This window comes from Escherichia sp. 94.0001, from assembly GCF_013369155.2.
Classification (GTDB): Bacteria; Pseudomonadota; Gammaproteobacteria; order Enterobacterales; family Enterobacteriaceae; genus Escherichia; species Escherichia coli_F.
The window spans coordinates 63,337-78,180 of record NZ_JABWMS020000014.1 but is presented as its reverse complement, the minus strand read 5'-3'; the positions used below and the strand labels follow the sequence as shown (position 1 = coordinate 78,180).

Genomic DNA, 14,844 nt, shown 5'->3' with positions numbered 1-14,844 from the left:
TTAACGGGCTGGTGCTTTATCGTTCTCACGCTTAACAACCGGTTTACCAGAGAACAAAAACTTCAGTAACGGGATGCGTAAATGAATTTCATACAGAATTATCGCAATCCCTACCACGAATATCAGTCCACAGAGAAAACCAAGCCAGTTAGAGGTGATGTGCGGGGTAATGTACGCGCCGAAAAACAGCGTTAACGGGTGATGAACCAGATAGATAAACAGCGATGCGTTAACAAAGTAAGTCACCCGCGCCGACTGGAAATTAAGCAAACGGTGGCCAAAGGAGAAGACCACATTCACCATCCATAGACCGAGGACCATCGTGATCACCGACTCGGTTTCGTACATCCAGGCATCGCCACTGCCGTAGCGCTGGTTGAGTAAGTAAGCGACAAATGCCAATGCTGCTGCGAGAGTACAGCCACGAGACGGCGTGGTAAACAAAGCTTTTAGATGAGGGAAAATGAAAGCCAGTGCGCCGAGGATAAAGAACGGCAAATAAAATAGCGTTTGCATCACAATAAAATTGAACATGCCGTTACTCAGAATGGGCGGATACACAATAAAAATCGTTCTTCTTATTACCGCATAGCCGATGCCGAGGCACAAAAAAATCACCGATAGTTTTACCATCGAGAATTTTTTATTCGTTTTATCAGAATTTTCTAAATTATTTCTGATGCGTTTAAATATCCATACACACAGCGTCGTCATGACCACTAACACCAGTAAAAACCACAGGTGTGAAATTAATTCCCAGGCCAACGTATTATATTTGTCATACAATGACAGCCCAGGCCAACTTCCTGCTTTCCCTTTGACATATTGCAGCATAATAAATTGCGGCAATGTCAGTAAGGGGATGGCTGTTAACATCGGGATCCCTACACGTTCGACACGTACTTTCCACCATTTTTTCAAGGGATAGCGTAAAAAAAGCATGTAGGAAAAGTACCCGGATATAACGAAAAATACCTGCATGCGGAACGAGTGGATGAAGTCATTAAAAAGGGTCAGCCACAATGACGGTTCGGCGCTATTCACATGCCATGTATGGCTCGAATAGATTAAAGAAATATGAAAAGGGATCCCTAACAACATCAGCCAGGCGCGGATGGAGTCGAGGAAATATTCACGTTGCGCGGGTACTGGATTCATATATGGTTAACTAATCTCGGATTTTTCGTCTTATCCCTGTCGGGTTATGCCTTTAGGCTTGTTGCCATAGCGACACCGACCTGACCGCGCCAGACGCAGGCTTCAAGGTTTTTATGCATAGCATCATCGCTACCACTAACCAGAATGGAAGCGTCTGTAAGACGGTTGATAAATAAATTTGCTGGCAAACCCTACACGAAGTCGATGCTTCTGTCTTTAGGAGAAGCACGGAAAGTGAAAACGGTTGCAATCAGGTGCTTAATCCATGAGCCAGCGTGCTGAACGATACCGGGATTCTGTTGTCGGAATGGCTGGTTATCCATTAAAATAGATCGGATCGATATAAGCACACAAAGGGGGAAGTGCTTACTAATTATGAAACATAAACTACAAATGATGAAAATGCGTTGGTTGAGTGCTGCAGTAATGTTAACCCTGTATACATCTTCAAGCTGGGCTTTCAGTATTGATGATGTCGCAAAGCAAGCTCAATCCTTAGCCGGGAAAGGCTATGAGGCGCCTAAAAGCAACTTGCCCTCCGTTTTCCGCGACATGAAATACGCGGACTATCAGCAGATCCAGTTTAATCATGACAAAGCGTACTGGAACAATCTGAAGACCCCATTCAAACTCGAGTTCTACCATCAGGGTATGTACTTCGATACCCCGGTCAAAATAAATGAAGTGACTGCCACCGCAGTCAAACGAATCAAATACAGCCCGGATTATTTCACTTTCGGCGATGTTCAGCATGATAAAGACACGGTAAAAGACCTTGGTTTTGCCGGTTTTAAAGTGCTTTACCCGATCAACAGCAAAGATAAAAACGATGAAATCGTCAGCATGCTCGGGGCCAGCTATTTCCGCGTGATTGGCGCAGGTCAGGTTTATGGCCTTTCTGCCCGCGGCCTGGCAATTGATACCGCCTTGCCATCGGGTGAAGAATTTCCACGTTTCAAAGAGTTCTGGATCGAGCGTCCAAAACCGACTGATAAACGTTTAACCATTTATGCATTGCTTGACTCGCCGCGTGCGACAGGTGCTTACAAATTCGTGGTTATGCCAGGGCGTGACACGGTTGTGGATGTGCAGTCGAAAATCTATCTGCGCGATAAAGTCGGCAAACTGGGGGTTGCACCATTAACCAGTATGTTCCTGTTTGGGCCGAACCAACCTTCGCCTGCAAATAACTATCGCCCGGAGTTGCACGACTCTAACGGTCTCTCTATCCATGCCGGTAATGGTGAGTGGATCTGGCGTCCGTTGAATAACCCGAAACATTTAGCGGTCAGCAGCTTCTCGATGGAAAATCCGCAAGGCTTCGGTCTGTTGCAGCGCGGTCGTGATTTCTCCCGCTTCGAAGATCTCGATGATCGTTACGACCTCCGTCCAAGCGCATGGGTGACTCCGAAAGGGGAGTGGGGCAAAGGCAGCGTTGAGCTGGTGGAAATTCCAACCAACGATGAAACCAACGATAACATCGTCGCTTACTGGACGCCGGATCAGCTGCCGGAGCCGGGTAAAGAGATGAACTTTAAATACACCATCACCTTTAGCCGTGATGAAGACAAACTGCATGCACCAGATAACGCATGGGTGCAACAAACGCGTCGTTCAACGGGGGATGTGAAGCAGTCGAACCTGATTCGCCAGCCTGACGGTACTATCGCCTTTGTGGTCGATTTTACCGGCGCAGAGATGAAAAAACTGCCAGAGGATACCCCGGTCACAGCGCAAACCAGCATTGGTGATAATGGTGAGATAGTTGAGAGCTCGGTGCGCTATAACCCGGTTACCAAAGGCTGGCGTCTGGTGATGCGTGTGAAAGTGAAAGATGCCAAGAAAACCACTGAAATGCGTGCTGCGCTGGTGAATGCCGATCAGACGTTGAGTGAAACCTGGAGCTACCAGTTACCTGCCAATGAATAAGACAACTGAGTACATTGACGCAATGCCCATCGCCGCAAGCGAGAAAGCGGCATTGCCGAAGACTGATATCCGCGCCGTTCATCAGGCGCTGGATGCCGAACACCGCACCTGGGCGCGGGAGGATGACTCCCCGCAAGGCTCGGTAAAGGCGCGTCTGGAACAAGCCTGGCCAGATTCACTTGCTGATGGACAGTTAATTAAAGACGATGAAGGGCGCGATCAGCTTAAGGCGATGCCAGAAGCAAAACGCTCCTCGATGTTTCCCGACCCGTGGCGTACCAACCCGGTAGGCCGTTTCTGGGATCGTCTGCGTGGACGCGATGTCACGCCGCGCTATCTGGCTCGTTTGACCAAAGAAGAGCAGGAGAGCGAGCAAAAGTGGCGTACCGTCGGCACCATCCGCCGTTACATTCTGTTAATCCTGACGCTCGCGCAAACTGTTGTCGCGACCTGGTATATGAAGACCATTCTTCCATATCAGGGGTGGGCGCTGATTAATCCTATGGATATGGTTGGTCAGGATCTGTGGGTTTCCTTTATGCAGCTTCTGCCTTATATGCTGCAAACCGGTATCCTGATCCTCTTTGCGGTGCTGTTCTGTTGGGTGTCCGCCGGATTCTGGACGGCGTTGATGGGCTTCCTGCAACTGCTTATTGGTCGCGATAAATACAGTATATCTGCGTCGACAGTTGGCGATGAACCATTAAACCCGGAGCATCGCACGGCGTTGATCATGCCTATCTGTAACGAAGACGTGAACCGTGTTTTTGCTGGCCTGCGTGCAACGTGGGAATCAGTAAAAGCCACCGGGAATGCCAAACACTTTGATGTCTACATTCTGAGTGATAGTTACAACCCGGATATCTGCGTCGCAGAGCAAAAAGCGTGGATGGAGCTGATCGCTGAAGTCGGTGGCGAAGGTCAGATTTTCTATCGCCGCCGCCGTCGTCGCGTGAAGCGTAAAAGCGGTAATATCGATGACTTCTGCCGTCGCTGGGGCAGCCAGTACAGCTACATGGTGGTGCTGGATGCTGACTCGGTAATGACCGGTGATTGTTTGTGCGGCCTGGTGCGCCTGATGGAAGCTAACCCGAACGCCGGGATCATTCAGTCGTCACCGAAAGCGTCCGGTATGGATACGCTGTATGCGCGCTGTCAGCAGTTTGCAACTCGTGTGTATGGGCCACTGTTCACTGCCGGTTTGCACTTCTGGCAACTCGGTGAGTCGCACTACTGGGGGCATAACGCGATTATCCGCGTGAAACCGTTTATCGAGCACTGCGCGCTGGCGCCGTTGCCGGGAGAAGGTTCCTTTGCCGGTTCAATCCTTTCGCACGACTTCGTGGAAGCGGCGTTGATGCGCCGTGCAGGTTGGGGGGTGTGGATTGCTTACGATCTCCCGGGTTCTTATGAAGAATTGCCGCCTAACTTGCTTGATGAGCTAAAACGTGACCGCCGCTGGTGCCACGGTAACCTGATGAACTTCCGTCTGTTCCTGGTTAAGGGTATGCACCCGGTTCACCGTGCGGTATTCCTGACGGGCGTGATGTCTTATCTCTCCGCGCCGCTGTGGTTTATGTTCCTCGCGCTCTCTACTGCATTGCAGGTAGTGCATGCGTTGACCGAACCGCAATACTTCCTGCAACCACGGCAGTTATTCCCGGTGTGGCCGCAGTGGCGTCCTGAGCTGGCGATTGCACTTTTTGCTTCGACCATGGTGCTGTTGTTCCTGCCGAAGTTATTGAGCATTTTGCTTATCTGGTGCAAAGGAACGAAAGAATACGGCGGCTTCTGGCGCGTTACATTATCGTTGCTGCTGGAAGTGCTGTTTTCCGTGCTGTTGGCTCCGGTACGCATGCTGTTCCATACGGTCTTCGTCGTCAGCGCGTTCCTTGGCTGGGAAGTGGTGTGGAATTCACCGCAGCGTGATGATGACTCCACTTCCTGGGGCGAAGCATTCAAACGCCACGGCTCTCAGCTGCTGCTGGGGTTAGTGTGGGCGGTTGGTATGGCGTGGCTGGATCTGCGTTTCCTGTTCTGGCTGGCACCGATTGTCTTCTCGTTGATCTTGTCACCGTTTGTTTCGGTGATTTCCAGCCGTGCCACCGTTGGTCTGCGAACCAAACGCTGGAAACTGTTCCTGATCCCGGAAGAGTATTCACCGCCGCAGGTACTGCTTGATACCGATCGTTTCCTCGAGATGAATCGTCAACGCTCCCTCGACGATGGCTTTATGCATGCGGTGTTTAACCCTTCATTTAACGCTCTGGCAACCGCCATGGCGACGGCGCGTCACCGCGCCAGTAAGGTGCTGGAAATCGCCCGTGACCGCCACGTTGAACAGGCGCTCAACGAGACGCCAGAGAAACTGAATCGCGATCGCCGTTTGGTGCTGCTAAGCGATCCGGTGACGATGGCCCGTTTGCATTTCCGCGTCTGGAATTCCCCGGAGAGATATTCTTCATGGGTGAGTTATTACGAAGGGATAAAGCTCAATCCACTGGCATTGCGTAAACCGGATAGGGCTTCGCAATAAAAACGTAGTTGCCTGATGCGCTACGCTTATCAGGCCTACATTGCTCCTGCAATGTGTTGATTTTGCAAGATTTTGTAGGTCGGATAAGGCGTTCACGCCGCATTAGGCAAAAACAACGAGCCAATAAAAATACCGGCGTTATGCCGGTATTTTTTTACGGAAGGGGTATCAAATGCGTTTAATTATGGTGAGCATCATGGTGACCTTGCTGTGTGGCTGTGGCAGCATCATTAGTCGCACTATACCGGGGCAGGGGCATGGCAACCAATATTATCCCGGTGTGCAATGGGATGTGCGTGACTCCGCCTGGCGTTACGTCACGATCCTTGATCTGCCATTCTCCCTGGTTTTTGATACTTTACTGCTGCCGATCGACATTCATCATGGCTCGTATGAGTAATTAGCGTTCATCCCACTCATCAGCAGCTGCCCGTCCTTCTTCCGTATCCAGCGGTGGCTCAAGCTGAAATTCCCCCTCGTCCCATTCATGTAATGTATTCTCTTCCTGCCACTCCTGGCGGATCTCTATCTCATCATAGTCGCCATCAAAAACACTTTGCGCGGCTTCACCGCTAAGCATAGGTAAACATTCACCTTCTTCCCCTTCGTCGGCAAAAAACTCAACTTGCCACATGATGTCGCCGTCCTGCAAAACGTATTTTTGGGCATTGAACTGTTGCACATTCGCATTTTCGGCGTCGATGCCGGGGTTGTCTGCAAGAAATTCTTCGCGTGCAGCGTCAATGGCTTCTTCAAGCGTTGCGTACATGGTCATCACGATTCTCCCTTTGAGTTGATGAGGTTTCAGGGAAAAGGATAGCTGATTCTCCGCTTTTGCAAGTATGAAAGGCGAAAAATCAGTTCGATACCTGGGGTATCCGACGACGGCGCAGACTGTTCCATGAATAGACTGCGTTGAATAACACTACGCCAGCGGTGACGAGGAATACCGCTCTGAAACCGTAGTTCGCCGAAATCGCCGCTCCCATCAATGGCCCGGTAACGTTGCCAATATCACGAAAAGATTGGTTATAGCTGAAAATACGCCCGGCGATTTGGTTGCTTGAGTTGTAAACCAATAGTGTCTGTACGGCGGGGAGTAGTGCACCATCGGCAGCACCGAGCAAAAAGCGTAAGATCCCAAGTTGTAACGGTGTCTGAACGTAAGACATTGGGATCAACAGCAGTACAGAAAAGATCAACGCTGTAATCAGGATCTTTTCGGGGCCGATTCGATCGCCAAGTTTGCCGAGTCGTGGTGCACTCAGCAGAGCAGCCACGCCTGGCACCGAGGCGATCATGCCGCTGATAAAGGCGACATTACTGACGTTACCCGCCAGTTCGCGGACATACAGCGTCAGAATAGGGGCAATTGAACCCGTCGCCACCTGGATGATTAACGTGGTGACAAACAGGCTGAGTACCAGTTTCGGGTTTTTAAGTGATGTCACCACTTCCCGCATATGCAGCATCTCTTTTTTGCTGACTGGCTGGAATTTTTCTCGGATGCAAAACAGGGTGACGAAAAAGCAAAGTATCAGCACACTGGCGGTAATAAAGAATACCGGACGTAAGCCGTAGCTATCGGCAAGCAAACCACCAGCCATTGGGCCGAGCAACGCGCCGCTAACGCCGCCTGTGGAGAGCGTACCCAGCGCCCAGCCGCTTTTATTACGCGGTACTTGTGTGGCGATAAGAGCATTAGCGTTGGGGACAAATCCGCCAAGTAAACCAAGAAGCGCCCGCAGGATCAAAAACTGCCAGATATTTTGTGCCAGCCCCATCAACACCATCACGATGCCCATCCCAAGGGCAGAGCGTAATAGCATGAGTTTTCGGCCTTTACGGTCGGCGAGTCCACCCCAAAACGGTGAGGCGATGGCCGAAAATAAAAATGTAATGCTGAAGACAATACCGGACCACATATTCAAGGCGGAGTGGCCCGTAACGCCAAGCTGCTCAACGTAGAGGGGTAAGAAGGGCATTACCAGGCTGAAGGCGGCACCGGTAAGAAAACAGCCTAGCCAGGCGACGATCAGGTTTCGTTTCCAGTTTATAGGGGTGTCATTTTCACAGGGTGACATAGCAATCCGCTGTTGGTGCGCCAGGCGCGGTGAACATAAGAAGAAAAGATAAGCACACTAATTATGCGCCCGACTTCCAGGGGGCGCAATCCAGAGAGCTTTTATCGCTAAATCAGGAGGATTTGCTGTGGGAATGCCGGATGCCATTCTCAAGCATCCGGCATGGGAGATTTAATAGCGTGAAGGAACGCCTTCCGGACGTGTTTTAAAGCGACGGTGTAACCACATATACTGCTCTGGTGCCATCATGATGCATTTTTCGACCACTTTGTTCATCCACGCGGCGGTGGTTTCGGCATCATCCAGCGGCGGAGAACACTCTGGCGGTAGCATAATCAACTGATACCCTTTGCCATCTGGCTTACGGCGTGGAACGAAGGGCACCAGACATGCGCCGGACATCCGTGCCAGCATCCAGGTTCCGGTTGTGGTCGCAGCCTGCTCAACGGCAAACAACGGGACGAAAACGCTTGAGCGCGGGCCGTAATCATGATCCGGTGCGTACCAAACCACTTCGCCTTTTTTCAGGGCTTTAATCATGCCTTTTAAATCTTTGCGGTCGAGCATCGATTTATTTGAGCGCAAACGGCCCCAGGTTTGTAGCCAGTCAATCAGTGGATTATCGTTCGGGCGGTAAACGCCAATGCCCGGCTCCTGCATACCAAACTGCCGCGCACCCAGCTCCAGGGTCAGAAAATGGATGCCAACTAACAGGATGCCGCGTTTTTGCGCCTGCACGTCACGAATGTGTTCCATGCCGATCACTTCCGTCCAGCGGGCGATTCGGCGGTCCGGCCAGAACCACGCCATGCCGGTTTCCATCAGCCCCATACCAACAGATTCGAAATTCTTCACCACCATTTCACGGCGTTCTTGTTCGCTCATTTCCGGGAAGCACAGTTCCAGGTTGCGATGCACAATTTTTGCGCGTCGTTTCATAAAACGTAACGCCAGTTTTCCTAATCCACAACCGAGGCGGTAGATAACCGGGTAGGGCAATTGCACGACTAACCAAAGTACGCCAATACCCAACCAGGTTAACCAATAACGCGGATGAAGCAGTGCGGTGGAGAACTTGGGTAGATTCGTCATATCAATCCTGTTTTTCAACCTATTCGGGCAATTGTATGTATTGTCGCATTTTTTCGCCCGCAACCAAAATTTGTGGCTGAAGACTGGGCGAAATTACCGCGCTTGTAAATAATAAATAATTTTTAATGCGCAAATGTAGCGTAAAATGTGTGGATGTTAATTATCGATAATTGCTATATCATGCCGCGGATTTTTACTTTCCCATCTCGCAGGAACCGTACACCATGCCAGTGTTACACAACCGCATTTCCAACGACGCGCTGAAAGCCAAAATGTTGGCTGAGCGCGAACCGCGCACCACCATTTCGTTTTATAAGTATTTCCACATCGCCGATCCGAAAGCGACCCGTGACGCTTTATATCAGCTGTTTACTGCGCTGAATATTTTTGGGCGAGTGTATCTGGCGCATGAGGGGATTAACGCGCAAATCAGTGTACCTGCGAGCAATGTTGAAACATTTCGCGCACAGCTCTATGCCTTCGACCCGGCTTTAGATGGCTTACGCCTGAATATCGCGTTGGATGATGACGGGAAATCCTTCTGGGTACTGCGCATGAAGGTGCGCGATCGCATCGTAGCCGACGGTATTGACGATCCTCACTTTGATGCCAGCAATGTTGGTGAGTATCTGCAGGCGGCAGAAGTGAACGCCATGCTTGACGATCCCGATGCTCTGTTTATCGACATGCGTAATCATTATGAGTATGAAGTGGGGCACTTTGAAAACGCGCTGGAAATTCCGGCAGATACCTTCCGTGAGCAGCTGCCAAAAGCAGTCGAGATGATGCAGGAACATAAAGATAAAAAAATCGTTATGTACTGCACCGGCGGCATTCGTTGTGAAAAGGCCAGTGCCTGGATGAAACATAACGGATTCAATAAAGTCTGGCATATCGAAGGCGGAATTATTGAATACGCCCGTAAGGCGCGCGAGCAGGGCTTACCGGTGCGTTTTATTGGCAAAAATTTTGTGTTTGACGAGCGGATGGGCGAACGTATCTCTGATGAGATTATCGCGCATTGCCACCAGTGCGGTGCGCCGTGCGACAGCCATACCAACTGTAAAAATGATGGCTGCCACCTGCTGTTTATTCAGTGTCCAGTATGTGCAGAAAAATACAAAGGTTGTTGCAGTGAGATTTGCTGCGAAGAAAGCGCGTTACCGCCAGAAGAACAGCGACGCCGTCGGGCAGGACGTGAAAATGGCAATAAGATCTTTAATAAGTCTCGTGGACGTCTGAATACAACACTGGGCATTCCTGATCCAACAGAATAAATATCATTGCCGGATGCGTGTCATCCGGCAACATTTCACGCTTACTTCTGCTGTACGCCTTCCACTGAAATAATCAGATCCACTTCCTGAGAAGCTGGACCTAAATCTGTCTTGATATTGAAGTCTTTGAGCTTAATTTTGCCTTCGGCCTCAAAGCCTGCACGTTTACCGCCCCACGGGTCGTCGCCCTGACCAATTAATTTCGCTTCCAGCGTGACGGGTTTGGTTACACCATTCAGCGTCAGATCGCCGGTAATATCCAGTTCGTCACCGTCTTTCTTCACGCTGGTGGAGGTGAATGTTGCCTGTGGATATTTTGCGGTATTGAGGAAATCCGCACTGCGAAGATGTTTATCGCGTTCGGCGTGATTAGTATCGACGCTGGTGGTGTTAATTGTCACATTCACTTTATCGGCAGCTGGATTTTTTTCATCAAAGGTAAAAGTACCGTCGAAATCTTTAAAGGTGCCATATAACCAGCTATAGCCAAGATGCTGGATGCGGAAGTTAACAAAGGCGTGCTGACCTTCTTTGTCAATTTTGTAATCGGCGGCAACCGCTGAACCGGCAGAGAACATCAGGGACGCGAAGGTTAAACCAAGCAGGCTTTTTTTCATTTTTTATACTCCATAGTCAGATGACGACTTTCCCAGCATGCGCTTCAGAGTGTCGTCTTTATCGATGAAATGATGCTTCAGGGCCATAAATCCGTGCATAACGGACAGTACTACGACGCTCCACGCGAGCCAAAAATGCAGGGCACCGGCAAAGTCAGCCTGTGCGCCAGCGTCGGCGAGGGTCGCGGGGACGTCAAACCAGCCAAAAACGCTGATCGGTTTACCATCGGCAGTGGAGATCAGATAGCCGCTGATGCCGATGGCGAACAGCAATAGGTACAATGCAAGATGTCCAGCCTTTGCGCCAACACGAGTCATGGGCGAATAACTTTGCAGCGGACCCGGCGGTGGAGATATGAAGCGCCAAAGAACGCGAATAACCAGCCCCATCATTAACAAAATGCCGATGCTTTTATGCAATTCGGGTGCTTTGTGGTACCAGCCATCGTAATAGCTGAGCGTGACCATCCACAGACCTAAAGCAAACATGCCATAGACAATAATTGCGCTTAGCCAATGTAAGGCCGCAGATATAACACCATAGCGTTCAGGGGTATTTGTGAATGACATAAGTGCATCCAAAACGAATTTGCGAGAGAAAGAAAATGGCGTGTCGGAGAATGAATTGCAACACAAAAATAACAAATTGAATGATATTTATTTTTATTTCAATAATTTTGAATTAATGATGAAAGAATCTTCATAAGTTTAGTGGGTTCAGCATCTGGAAGGTCTGGTGAGTGCTGTAGAGGCAGGAAGAATCTCATTCAATTTTTCACGCTAAATGAAAGGGAGATTAAATATTTGTCAGTTTATGTCAGTGCGGAAAAACTAAAAATAAAACACGTAGATCAGGTCCATAATTGCCAACAGTCCCCAGAGAAAAAGATAAAGCATCAGATGCTCGCGAATATTATTGATGAGATAGTGCAACAGCCGACGCATTAAATACTCCTGTAAAAACGGCCTCATTCTGGAGGCCGTAATGATGATTATTGGAAGCGGGAAAGCATGAATGGCGTCAAATCAAAATCGCTTTTTTTGTCTTGCGCAAAATCGGCAGCTATTTCCCCTAAAACTGACGCAAATTTAAAACCGTGCCCGCTCAGGCCGGTAATGAGCAGTGTATTATCGTGGCCGGGTAGAGTATCGATAATAAAATCTTCGTCAGGCGAATTATCATAGGTGCAGGCAGCGCCGTACAGGCAGCAACCGATACCCGGCAATACATTGCGCAAGAACGGGAAGGCTTCTGACCCATCACTGGCCACTTCCGCAAACGGAACACGTTCATCCGCTGAATGGATAACCTGGCCTCCGTTATGTTTGCCAATCTTCAACGCGTCGTTTTCTGCCGGAAAACCATAATATTGATCGCCATTGGGCAGTTCACCGGTAAACGCCGGGAATTTATTCTTCACGCTATAGCGACCATCGGCCTGATACCAGGCAAATACTTTGCGTACGGGCTGGACAGGCAGTTCCGGGAGCAGATCTTTTACCCATGTTCCCGCGCAGACGATCGCTTTTTTCGCCTGATACTCACCGTCAGCGGTTTCAATAGTTACGCCATCATCGTCATGACGAATTGCGGTGACCGGGCAGTTGAACAACTGCGCACAACCCGCTTCCTTCGCCAGTTGGATCCAGGTTTTAATCGCCAGTTCGCTGCGTAAAAAGCCGGAATCAGTCTCAAATAAGCCGATGTAGTTGTCCGGGACGCGTATTTCTGGCCAGCGTGCCATAATCCCTTGCGCATCGAGCTTTTCAACGTTGAGTTGCCACTGTTCAGCGCTGTGGGCGACGTTGGCGAGAAATGCGGAATCAGCCGGGCCAAGGTTAATGACGCCAGAGCGTACAAAAATGGGATCTTCTTCGTTGTGGCGGGAGAGTTCATCCCACAGCGTTTGCGCGCGGAGGACCAGCGGGACATACTTTTCGCCTTCACCATAAGCATGGCGAATTAATCGCGTATCGCCGTGGTGGCTGCCGTATTGATGCGGTGGCATATGGGCGTCGGTCATTAGCACGTTTAAACCGGCACGGGTTGCATAATACCCGGCGGCAGCGCCTACGGAACCGCTGCCAATAATGATGAGATCGTATTTCATTTTTTTCTCTCTGCTCTCATGGTTTAAGCAGAGTAATTAACTGAATGCAGATATACAACCCAGAAATGGTAAAGGCACCGGTGAGGTGCCTTTTGGGTGGATGGTCATGTCATGTTAATGACGCCGATACTCGTTTACCGGGAAATCACCGGATTCAATTTTGGCGATTCCTGCTTCTAATATCGAAATAAATTGTCTGGCAACATCAGTGGTTAACCAGAGCGTCTGACCAACTTCAGTCCCTTCCTGCTCGGACTTATTTGGGGTCTGGTAATGCAAACGCAACATCAGCGCATCATAGCTATCAACGGTGCTGATGTCCCACCCTACGAGCGGATGAGTCTGAATGACTTCATTATTTTTTTCCATCATGGCCCCCTAATTCGTGTTACTAGACAACGTTATTCGAGGTTCAATGCGTTTTTATCTGAAGCAACTTCAGTATACCAATAAGTAAGGGTATTCACCGAATTTTTAAAGGGGGGAACAGATAAATTTTTGCTTTTAAGATTTATATGAACAATAAAACAGCATGTCATTCATATTTTTTTAGCATATTGTGCAATTATTTTGAGGAAGTGTAGGAATTTTGTACTCGAAATCCGTAAGTAAAATAAAAAAGCCGGGGCGACCCGGCAAAAACAAAAATCACTGCATATTATTCGCTGACAAACCAGTCATCGGCGCTTTCCCACGTTTCCTGGAGAATTTCGCTAATGCGCTGTTTATCTTCTTTTGTCGCGCCAATAACCGATAAATTATTCGCTGCGGCATAACGTACCGATACGTGGCCTTCATTATCAGGAAACGCATACTGAATACGGCGGGAAAGTTCGCCAGCCAGGGCGTCAATAGCCCCAGCTGGCAATGGAGAAGTTTTCGCTATGGTGACTTCAATTCGCATAATAGCCCCCTGTTGAATATACTGGTTATTTATACAGTTAAAATAACCTAATGACAACAGGAAGCTACGATTTTTATTGTTTAACGGACCAGCGTACCGTTTCCCCGGCGAGGAATGGCACCAGTGTGTCATCAGTCAATGCGATGCTTTCAGCAACCTGTTGCTCTTCGCGGACCAGTTCGATGAATGTGTCGTTGACCGGCAAGCCATAGAACTGTGGGCCGTTTACAGAACAGAATGCTTCAAAGTGCTGCAGAGCATTCATCTCTTCAAAGACGGTAGCGTAACTGCCCAGCGCGGTTGGGGCGTTGAAGCAGCCCGCGCAGCCGCAGCTGCTCTCTTTGCGATGACGTGCATGCGGCGCAGAATCCGTACCGAGGAATACGCGATTAAAACCGCTGGCGACCAGTTCACGCAGTGCCTGTTGGTGAATATTGCGTTTGAGGATGGGTAGACAATACAGGTGTGGACGCACGCCACCAACCAGCATATGGTTGCGGTTAAACATCAGATGCTGCGGAGTGATGGTGGCAGCCAGCCGTTCATTTCCGTTACGGACATAGTCGGCAGCATCTTTGGTGGTGATGTGCTCAAAAACGACTTTCAGCGCGGTCAGGCGCTGGCGCAGCGGTTCCATCACGCTTTCAATAAAGCGCGCTTCACGATCAAAAATGTCGATATCTGCATGTGTCACTTCACCATGCACCAGTAGCGGCATACCGATTTTTTCCATGCGCTCAAGTACCGGCATGATTGCATCAACCGACGTCACGCCGTGGCTGGAGTTAGTGGTTGCGTTTGCGGGGTAAAGTTTTGCAGCGGTGAACACGCCTTCGTTAAATCCACGTTCCAGCTCATTAGGGTCCAGCGAATCTGTTAAATAACAGGTCATCAGCGGGGTGAAATCGTGCCCGGCAGGTACGACGTCGAGAATACGCTGGCGATATGCCACGGCAGCCTCAACGGTTGTCACGGGCGGAGCCAGATTGGGCATTACGATAGCCCGTCCATATATTTCGCTGGTATAAGGCACGACAGTTTTTAACATGTCGCCATCGCGGAGGTGAAGGTGCCAGTCGTCTGGGCGGCGGATCTTTAATACCTGGGATGGTGCAGTCATTAATCTCTATGCTCCG

The 14,844-nt window shown here is 49.7% G+C and carries 15 protein-coding genes; 4 read left to right on the top strand and 11 right to left on the bottom strand.

Annotation, left to right across the window (positions count from 1 at the left end; genetic code table 11):
- Positions 1 to 1,158 carry a glucans biosynthesis protein MdoC gene (gene mdoC / locus HEN33_RS09840; RefSeq protein ID WP_032171101.1) on the bottom strand — a complete coding sequence of 386 codons (1,158 nt, stop codon included), beginning with the start codon at positions 1,156 to 1,158 and terminating at the stop codon, positions 1 to 3.
- A gap of 393 nt (positions 1,159 to 1,551) precedes the next feature.
- Between mdoC and mdoG the strand changes: the two genes are divergently transcribed.
- From mdoG to HEN33_RS09825, 3 genes are all read left to right on the top strand, one after another.
- Positions 1,552 to 3,087 carry a glucans biosynthesis protein MdoG gene (gene mdoG, locus HEN33_RS09835; RefSeq protein WP_176263427.1) on the top strand — a complete coding sequence of 512 codons (1,536 nt, stop codon included), beginning with the start codon at positions 1,552 to 1,554 and terminating at the stop codon, positions 3,085 to 3,087.
- Positions 3,080 to 5,623: a glucans biosynthesis glucosyltransferase MdoH gene (gene mdoH / locus HEN33_RS09830; RefSeq protein WP_176263426.1), complete on the top strand. Its 2,544-nt coding sequence runs from the start codon at positions 3,080 to 3,082 to the stop codon at positions 5,621 to 5,623. Before mdoG ends, mdoH begins: the two co-directional genes overlap by 8 nt.
- A 172-nt stretch (positions 5,624 to 5,795) precedes the next feature.
- Entirely contained in the window at positions 5,796 to 6,023 is a 228-nt protein-coding gene (locus tag HEN33_RS09825) for a YceK/YidQ family lipoprotein (RefSeq protein ID WP_039021654.1), read from the top strand.
- On the opposite strand, the gene HEN33_RS09820 is transcribed toward HEN33_RS09825, so the two are convergent.
- The 3 genes from HEN33_RS09820 to lpxL all read right to left on the bottom strand — a co-directional run bounded on the left by HEN33_RS09820 (position 6,024) and on the right by lpxL (position 8,799).
- Complete coding sequence (locus tag HEN33_RS09820; protein WP_000180063.1) at positions 6,024 to 6,398, bottom strand: MysB family protein; 375 nt, start codon at positions 6,396 to 6,398, stop codon at positions 6,024 to 6,026.
- 82 nt (positions 6,399 to 6,480) lie between these two features.
- A complete protein-coding gene (gene mdtG, locus HEN33_RS09815) occupies positions 6,481 to 7,707 on the bottom strand; it encodes a multidrug efflux MFS transporter MdtG (RefSeq protein WP_000074172.1) in 1,227 nt (408 codons plus the stop codon).
- A 171-nt stretch (positions 7,708 to 7,878) separates the two neighbouring features.
- Positions 7,879 to 8,799 carry a kdo(2)-lipid IV(A) lauroyltransferase gene (gene lpxL / locus HEN33_RS09810; RefSeq protein WP_001354911.1) on the bottom strand — a complete coding sequence of 307 codons (921 nt, stop codon included), beginning with the start codon at positions 8,797 to 8,799 and terminating at the stop codon, positions 7,879 to 7,881.
- 224 nt (positions 8,800 to 9,023) lie between these two features.
- On the opposite strand from lpxL, the gene trhO reads away from it, so the two are divergent.
- The gene (gene trhO / locus HEN33_RS09805; protein WP_176263425.1) at positions 9,024 to 10,076 is read left to right on the top strand and encodes an oxygen-dependent tRNA uridine(34) hydroxylase TrhO; all 1,053 of its coding nucleotides are present in this window, start codon (positions 9,024 to 9,026) and stop codon (positions 10,074 to 10,076) included.
- A gap of 41 nt (positions 10,077 to 10,117) precedes the next feature.
- Here the strand turns inward: trhO and HEN33_RS09800 are convergent, their stop codons facing one another.
- The 7 genes from HEN33_RS09800 to pyrC all read right to left on the bottom strand — a co-directional run bounded on the left by HEN33_RS09800 (position 10,118) and on the right by pyrC (position 14,828).
- The gene (locus HEN33_RS09800; protein WP_000749261.1) at positions 10,118 to 10,693 is read right to left on the bottom strand and encodes a YceI family protein; all 576 of its coding nucleotides are present in this window, start codon (positions 10,691 to 10,693) and stop codon (positions 10,118 to 10,120) included.
- 3 nt (positions 10,694 to 10,696) lie between these two features.
- On the bottom strand, positions 10,697 to 11,263 hold the full coding sequence (locus tag HEN33_RS09795; protein ID WP_000011127.1) for a cytochrome b: 567 nt from the start codon (positions 11,261 to 11,263) through the stop codon (positions 10,697 to 10,699).
- Positions 11,264 to 11,524: 261 nt separating this feature from the next.
- Positions 11,525 to 11,638, bottom strand: a complete 114-nt coding sequence (locus HEN33_RS09790; RefSeq protein ID WP_001253418.1) for a YceO family protein — start codon at positions 11,636 to 11,638, stop codon at positions 11,525 to 11,527.
- 47 nt (positions 11,639 to 11,685) lie between these two features.
- The gene (solA, locus tag HEN33_RS09785; protein ID WP_176263424.1) at positions 11,686 to 12,804 is read right to left on the bottom strand and encodes an N-methyl-L-tryptophan oxidase; all 1,119 of its coding nucleotides are present in this window, start codon (positions 12,802 to 12,804) and stop codon (positions 11,686 to 11,688) included.
- Positions 12,805 to 12,918: 114 nt separating this feature from the next.
- Positions 12,919 to 13,173: a biofilm formation regulator BssS gene (gene bssS / locus HEN33_RS09780; protein WP_000414437.1), complete on the bottom strand. Its 255-nt coding sequence runs from the start codon at positions 13,171 to 13,173 to the stop codon at positions 12,919 to 12,921.
- A 289-nt stretch (positions 13,174 to 13,462) separates the two neighbouring features.
- Positions 13,463 to 13,708, bottom strand: coding sequence for a DNA damage-inducible protein I (dinI, locus tag HEN33_RS09775; RefSeq protein ID WP_001217754.1), 246 nt, complete (start codon positions 13,706 to 13,708; stop codon positions 13,463 to 13,465).
- 73 nt (positions 13,709 to 13,781) lie between these two features.
- On the bottom strand, positions 13,782 to 14,828 hold the full coding sequence (gene pyrC, locus HEN33_RS09770; RefSeq protein ID WP_176263423.1) for a dihydroorotase: 1,047 nt from the start codon (positions 14,826 to 14,828) through the stop codon (positions 13,782 to 13,784).
- Positions 14,829 to 14,844 lie beyond the last annotated feature (16 nt).

Excerpts from the sequence above, each read along its gene's own strand:
- mdoC (WP_032171101.1), bottom strand. The coding sequence starts at position 1,158 with ATGAATCCAGTACCCGCGCAACGTGAATATTTCCTCGACTCCATCCGC.
- mdoG (WP_176263427.1), top strand. The coding sequence starts at position 1,552 with ATGATGAAAATGCGTTGGTTGAGTGCTGCAGTAATGTTAACCCTGTAT.
- mdoH (WP_176263426.1), top strand. The coding sequence starts at position 3,080 with ATGAATAAGACAACTGAGTACATTGACGCAATGCCCATCGCCGCAAGC.
- HEN33_RS09825 (WP_039021654.1), top strand. The coding sequence starts at position 5,796 with ATGCGTTTAATTATGGTGAGCATCATGGTGACCTTGCTGTGTGGCTGT.
- HEN33_RS09820 (WP_000180063.1), bottom strand. The coding sequence starts at position 6,398 with ATGACCATGTACGCAACGCTTGAAGAAGCCATTGACGCTGCACGCGAA.
- mdtG (WP_000074172.1), bottom strand. The coding sequence starts at position 7,707 with ATGTCACCCTGTGAAAATGACACCCCTATAAACTGGAAACGAAACCTG.
- lpxL (WP_001354911.1), bottom strand. The coding sequence starts at position 8,799 with ATGACGAATCTACCCAAGTTCTCCACCGCACTGCTTCATCCGCGTTAT.
- trhO (WP_176263425.1), top strand. The coding sequence starts at position 9,024 with ATGCCAGTGTTACACAACCGCATTTCCAACGACGCGCTGAAAGCCAAA.
- HEN33_RS09800 (WP_000749261.1), bottom strand. The coding sequence starts at position 10,693 with ATGAAAAAAAGCCTGCTTGGTTTAACCTTCGCGTCCCTGATGTTCTCT.
- HEN33_RS09795 (WP_000011127.1), bottom strand. The coding sequence starts at position 11,263 with ATGTCATTCACAAATACCCCTGAACGCTATGGTGTTATATCTGCGGCC.
- HEN33_RS09790 (WP_001253418.1), bottom strand. The coding sequence starts at position 11,638 with ATGCGTCGGCTGTTGCACTATCTCATCAATAATATTCGCGAGCATCTG.
- solA (WP_176263424.1), bottom strand. The coding sequence starts at position 12,804 with ATGAAATACGATCTCATCATTATTGGCAGCGGTTCCGTAGGCGCTGCC.
- bssS (WP_000414437.1), bottom strand. The coding sequence starts at position 13,173 with ATGGAAAAAAATAATGAAGTCATTCAGACTCATCCGCTCGTAGGGTGG.
- dinI (WP_001217754.1), bottom strand. The coding sequence starts at position 13,708 with ATGCGAATTGAAGTCACCATAGCGAAAACTTCTCCATTGCCAGCTGGG.
- pyrC (WP_176263423.1), bottom strand. The coding sequence starts at position 14,828 with ATGACTGCACCATCCCAGGTATTAAAGATCCGCCGCCCAGACGACTGG.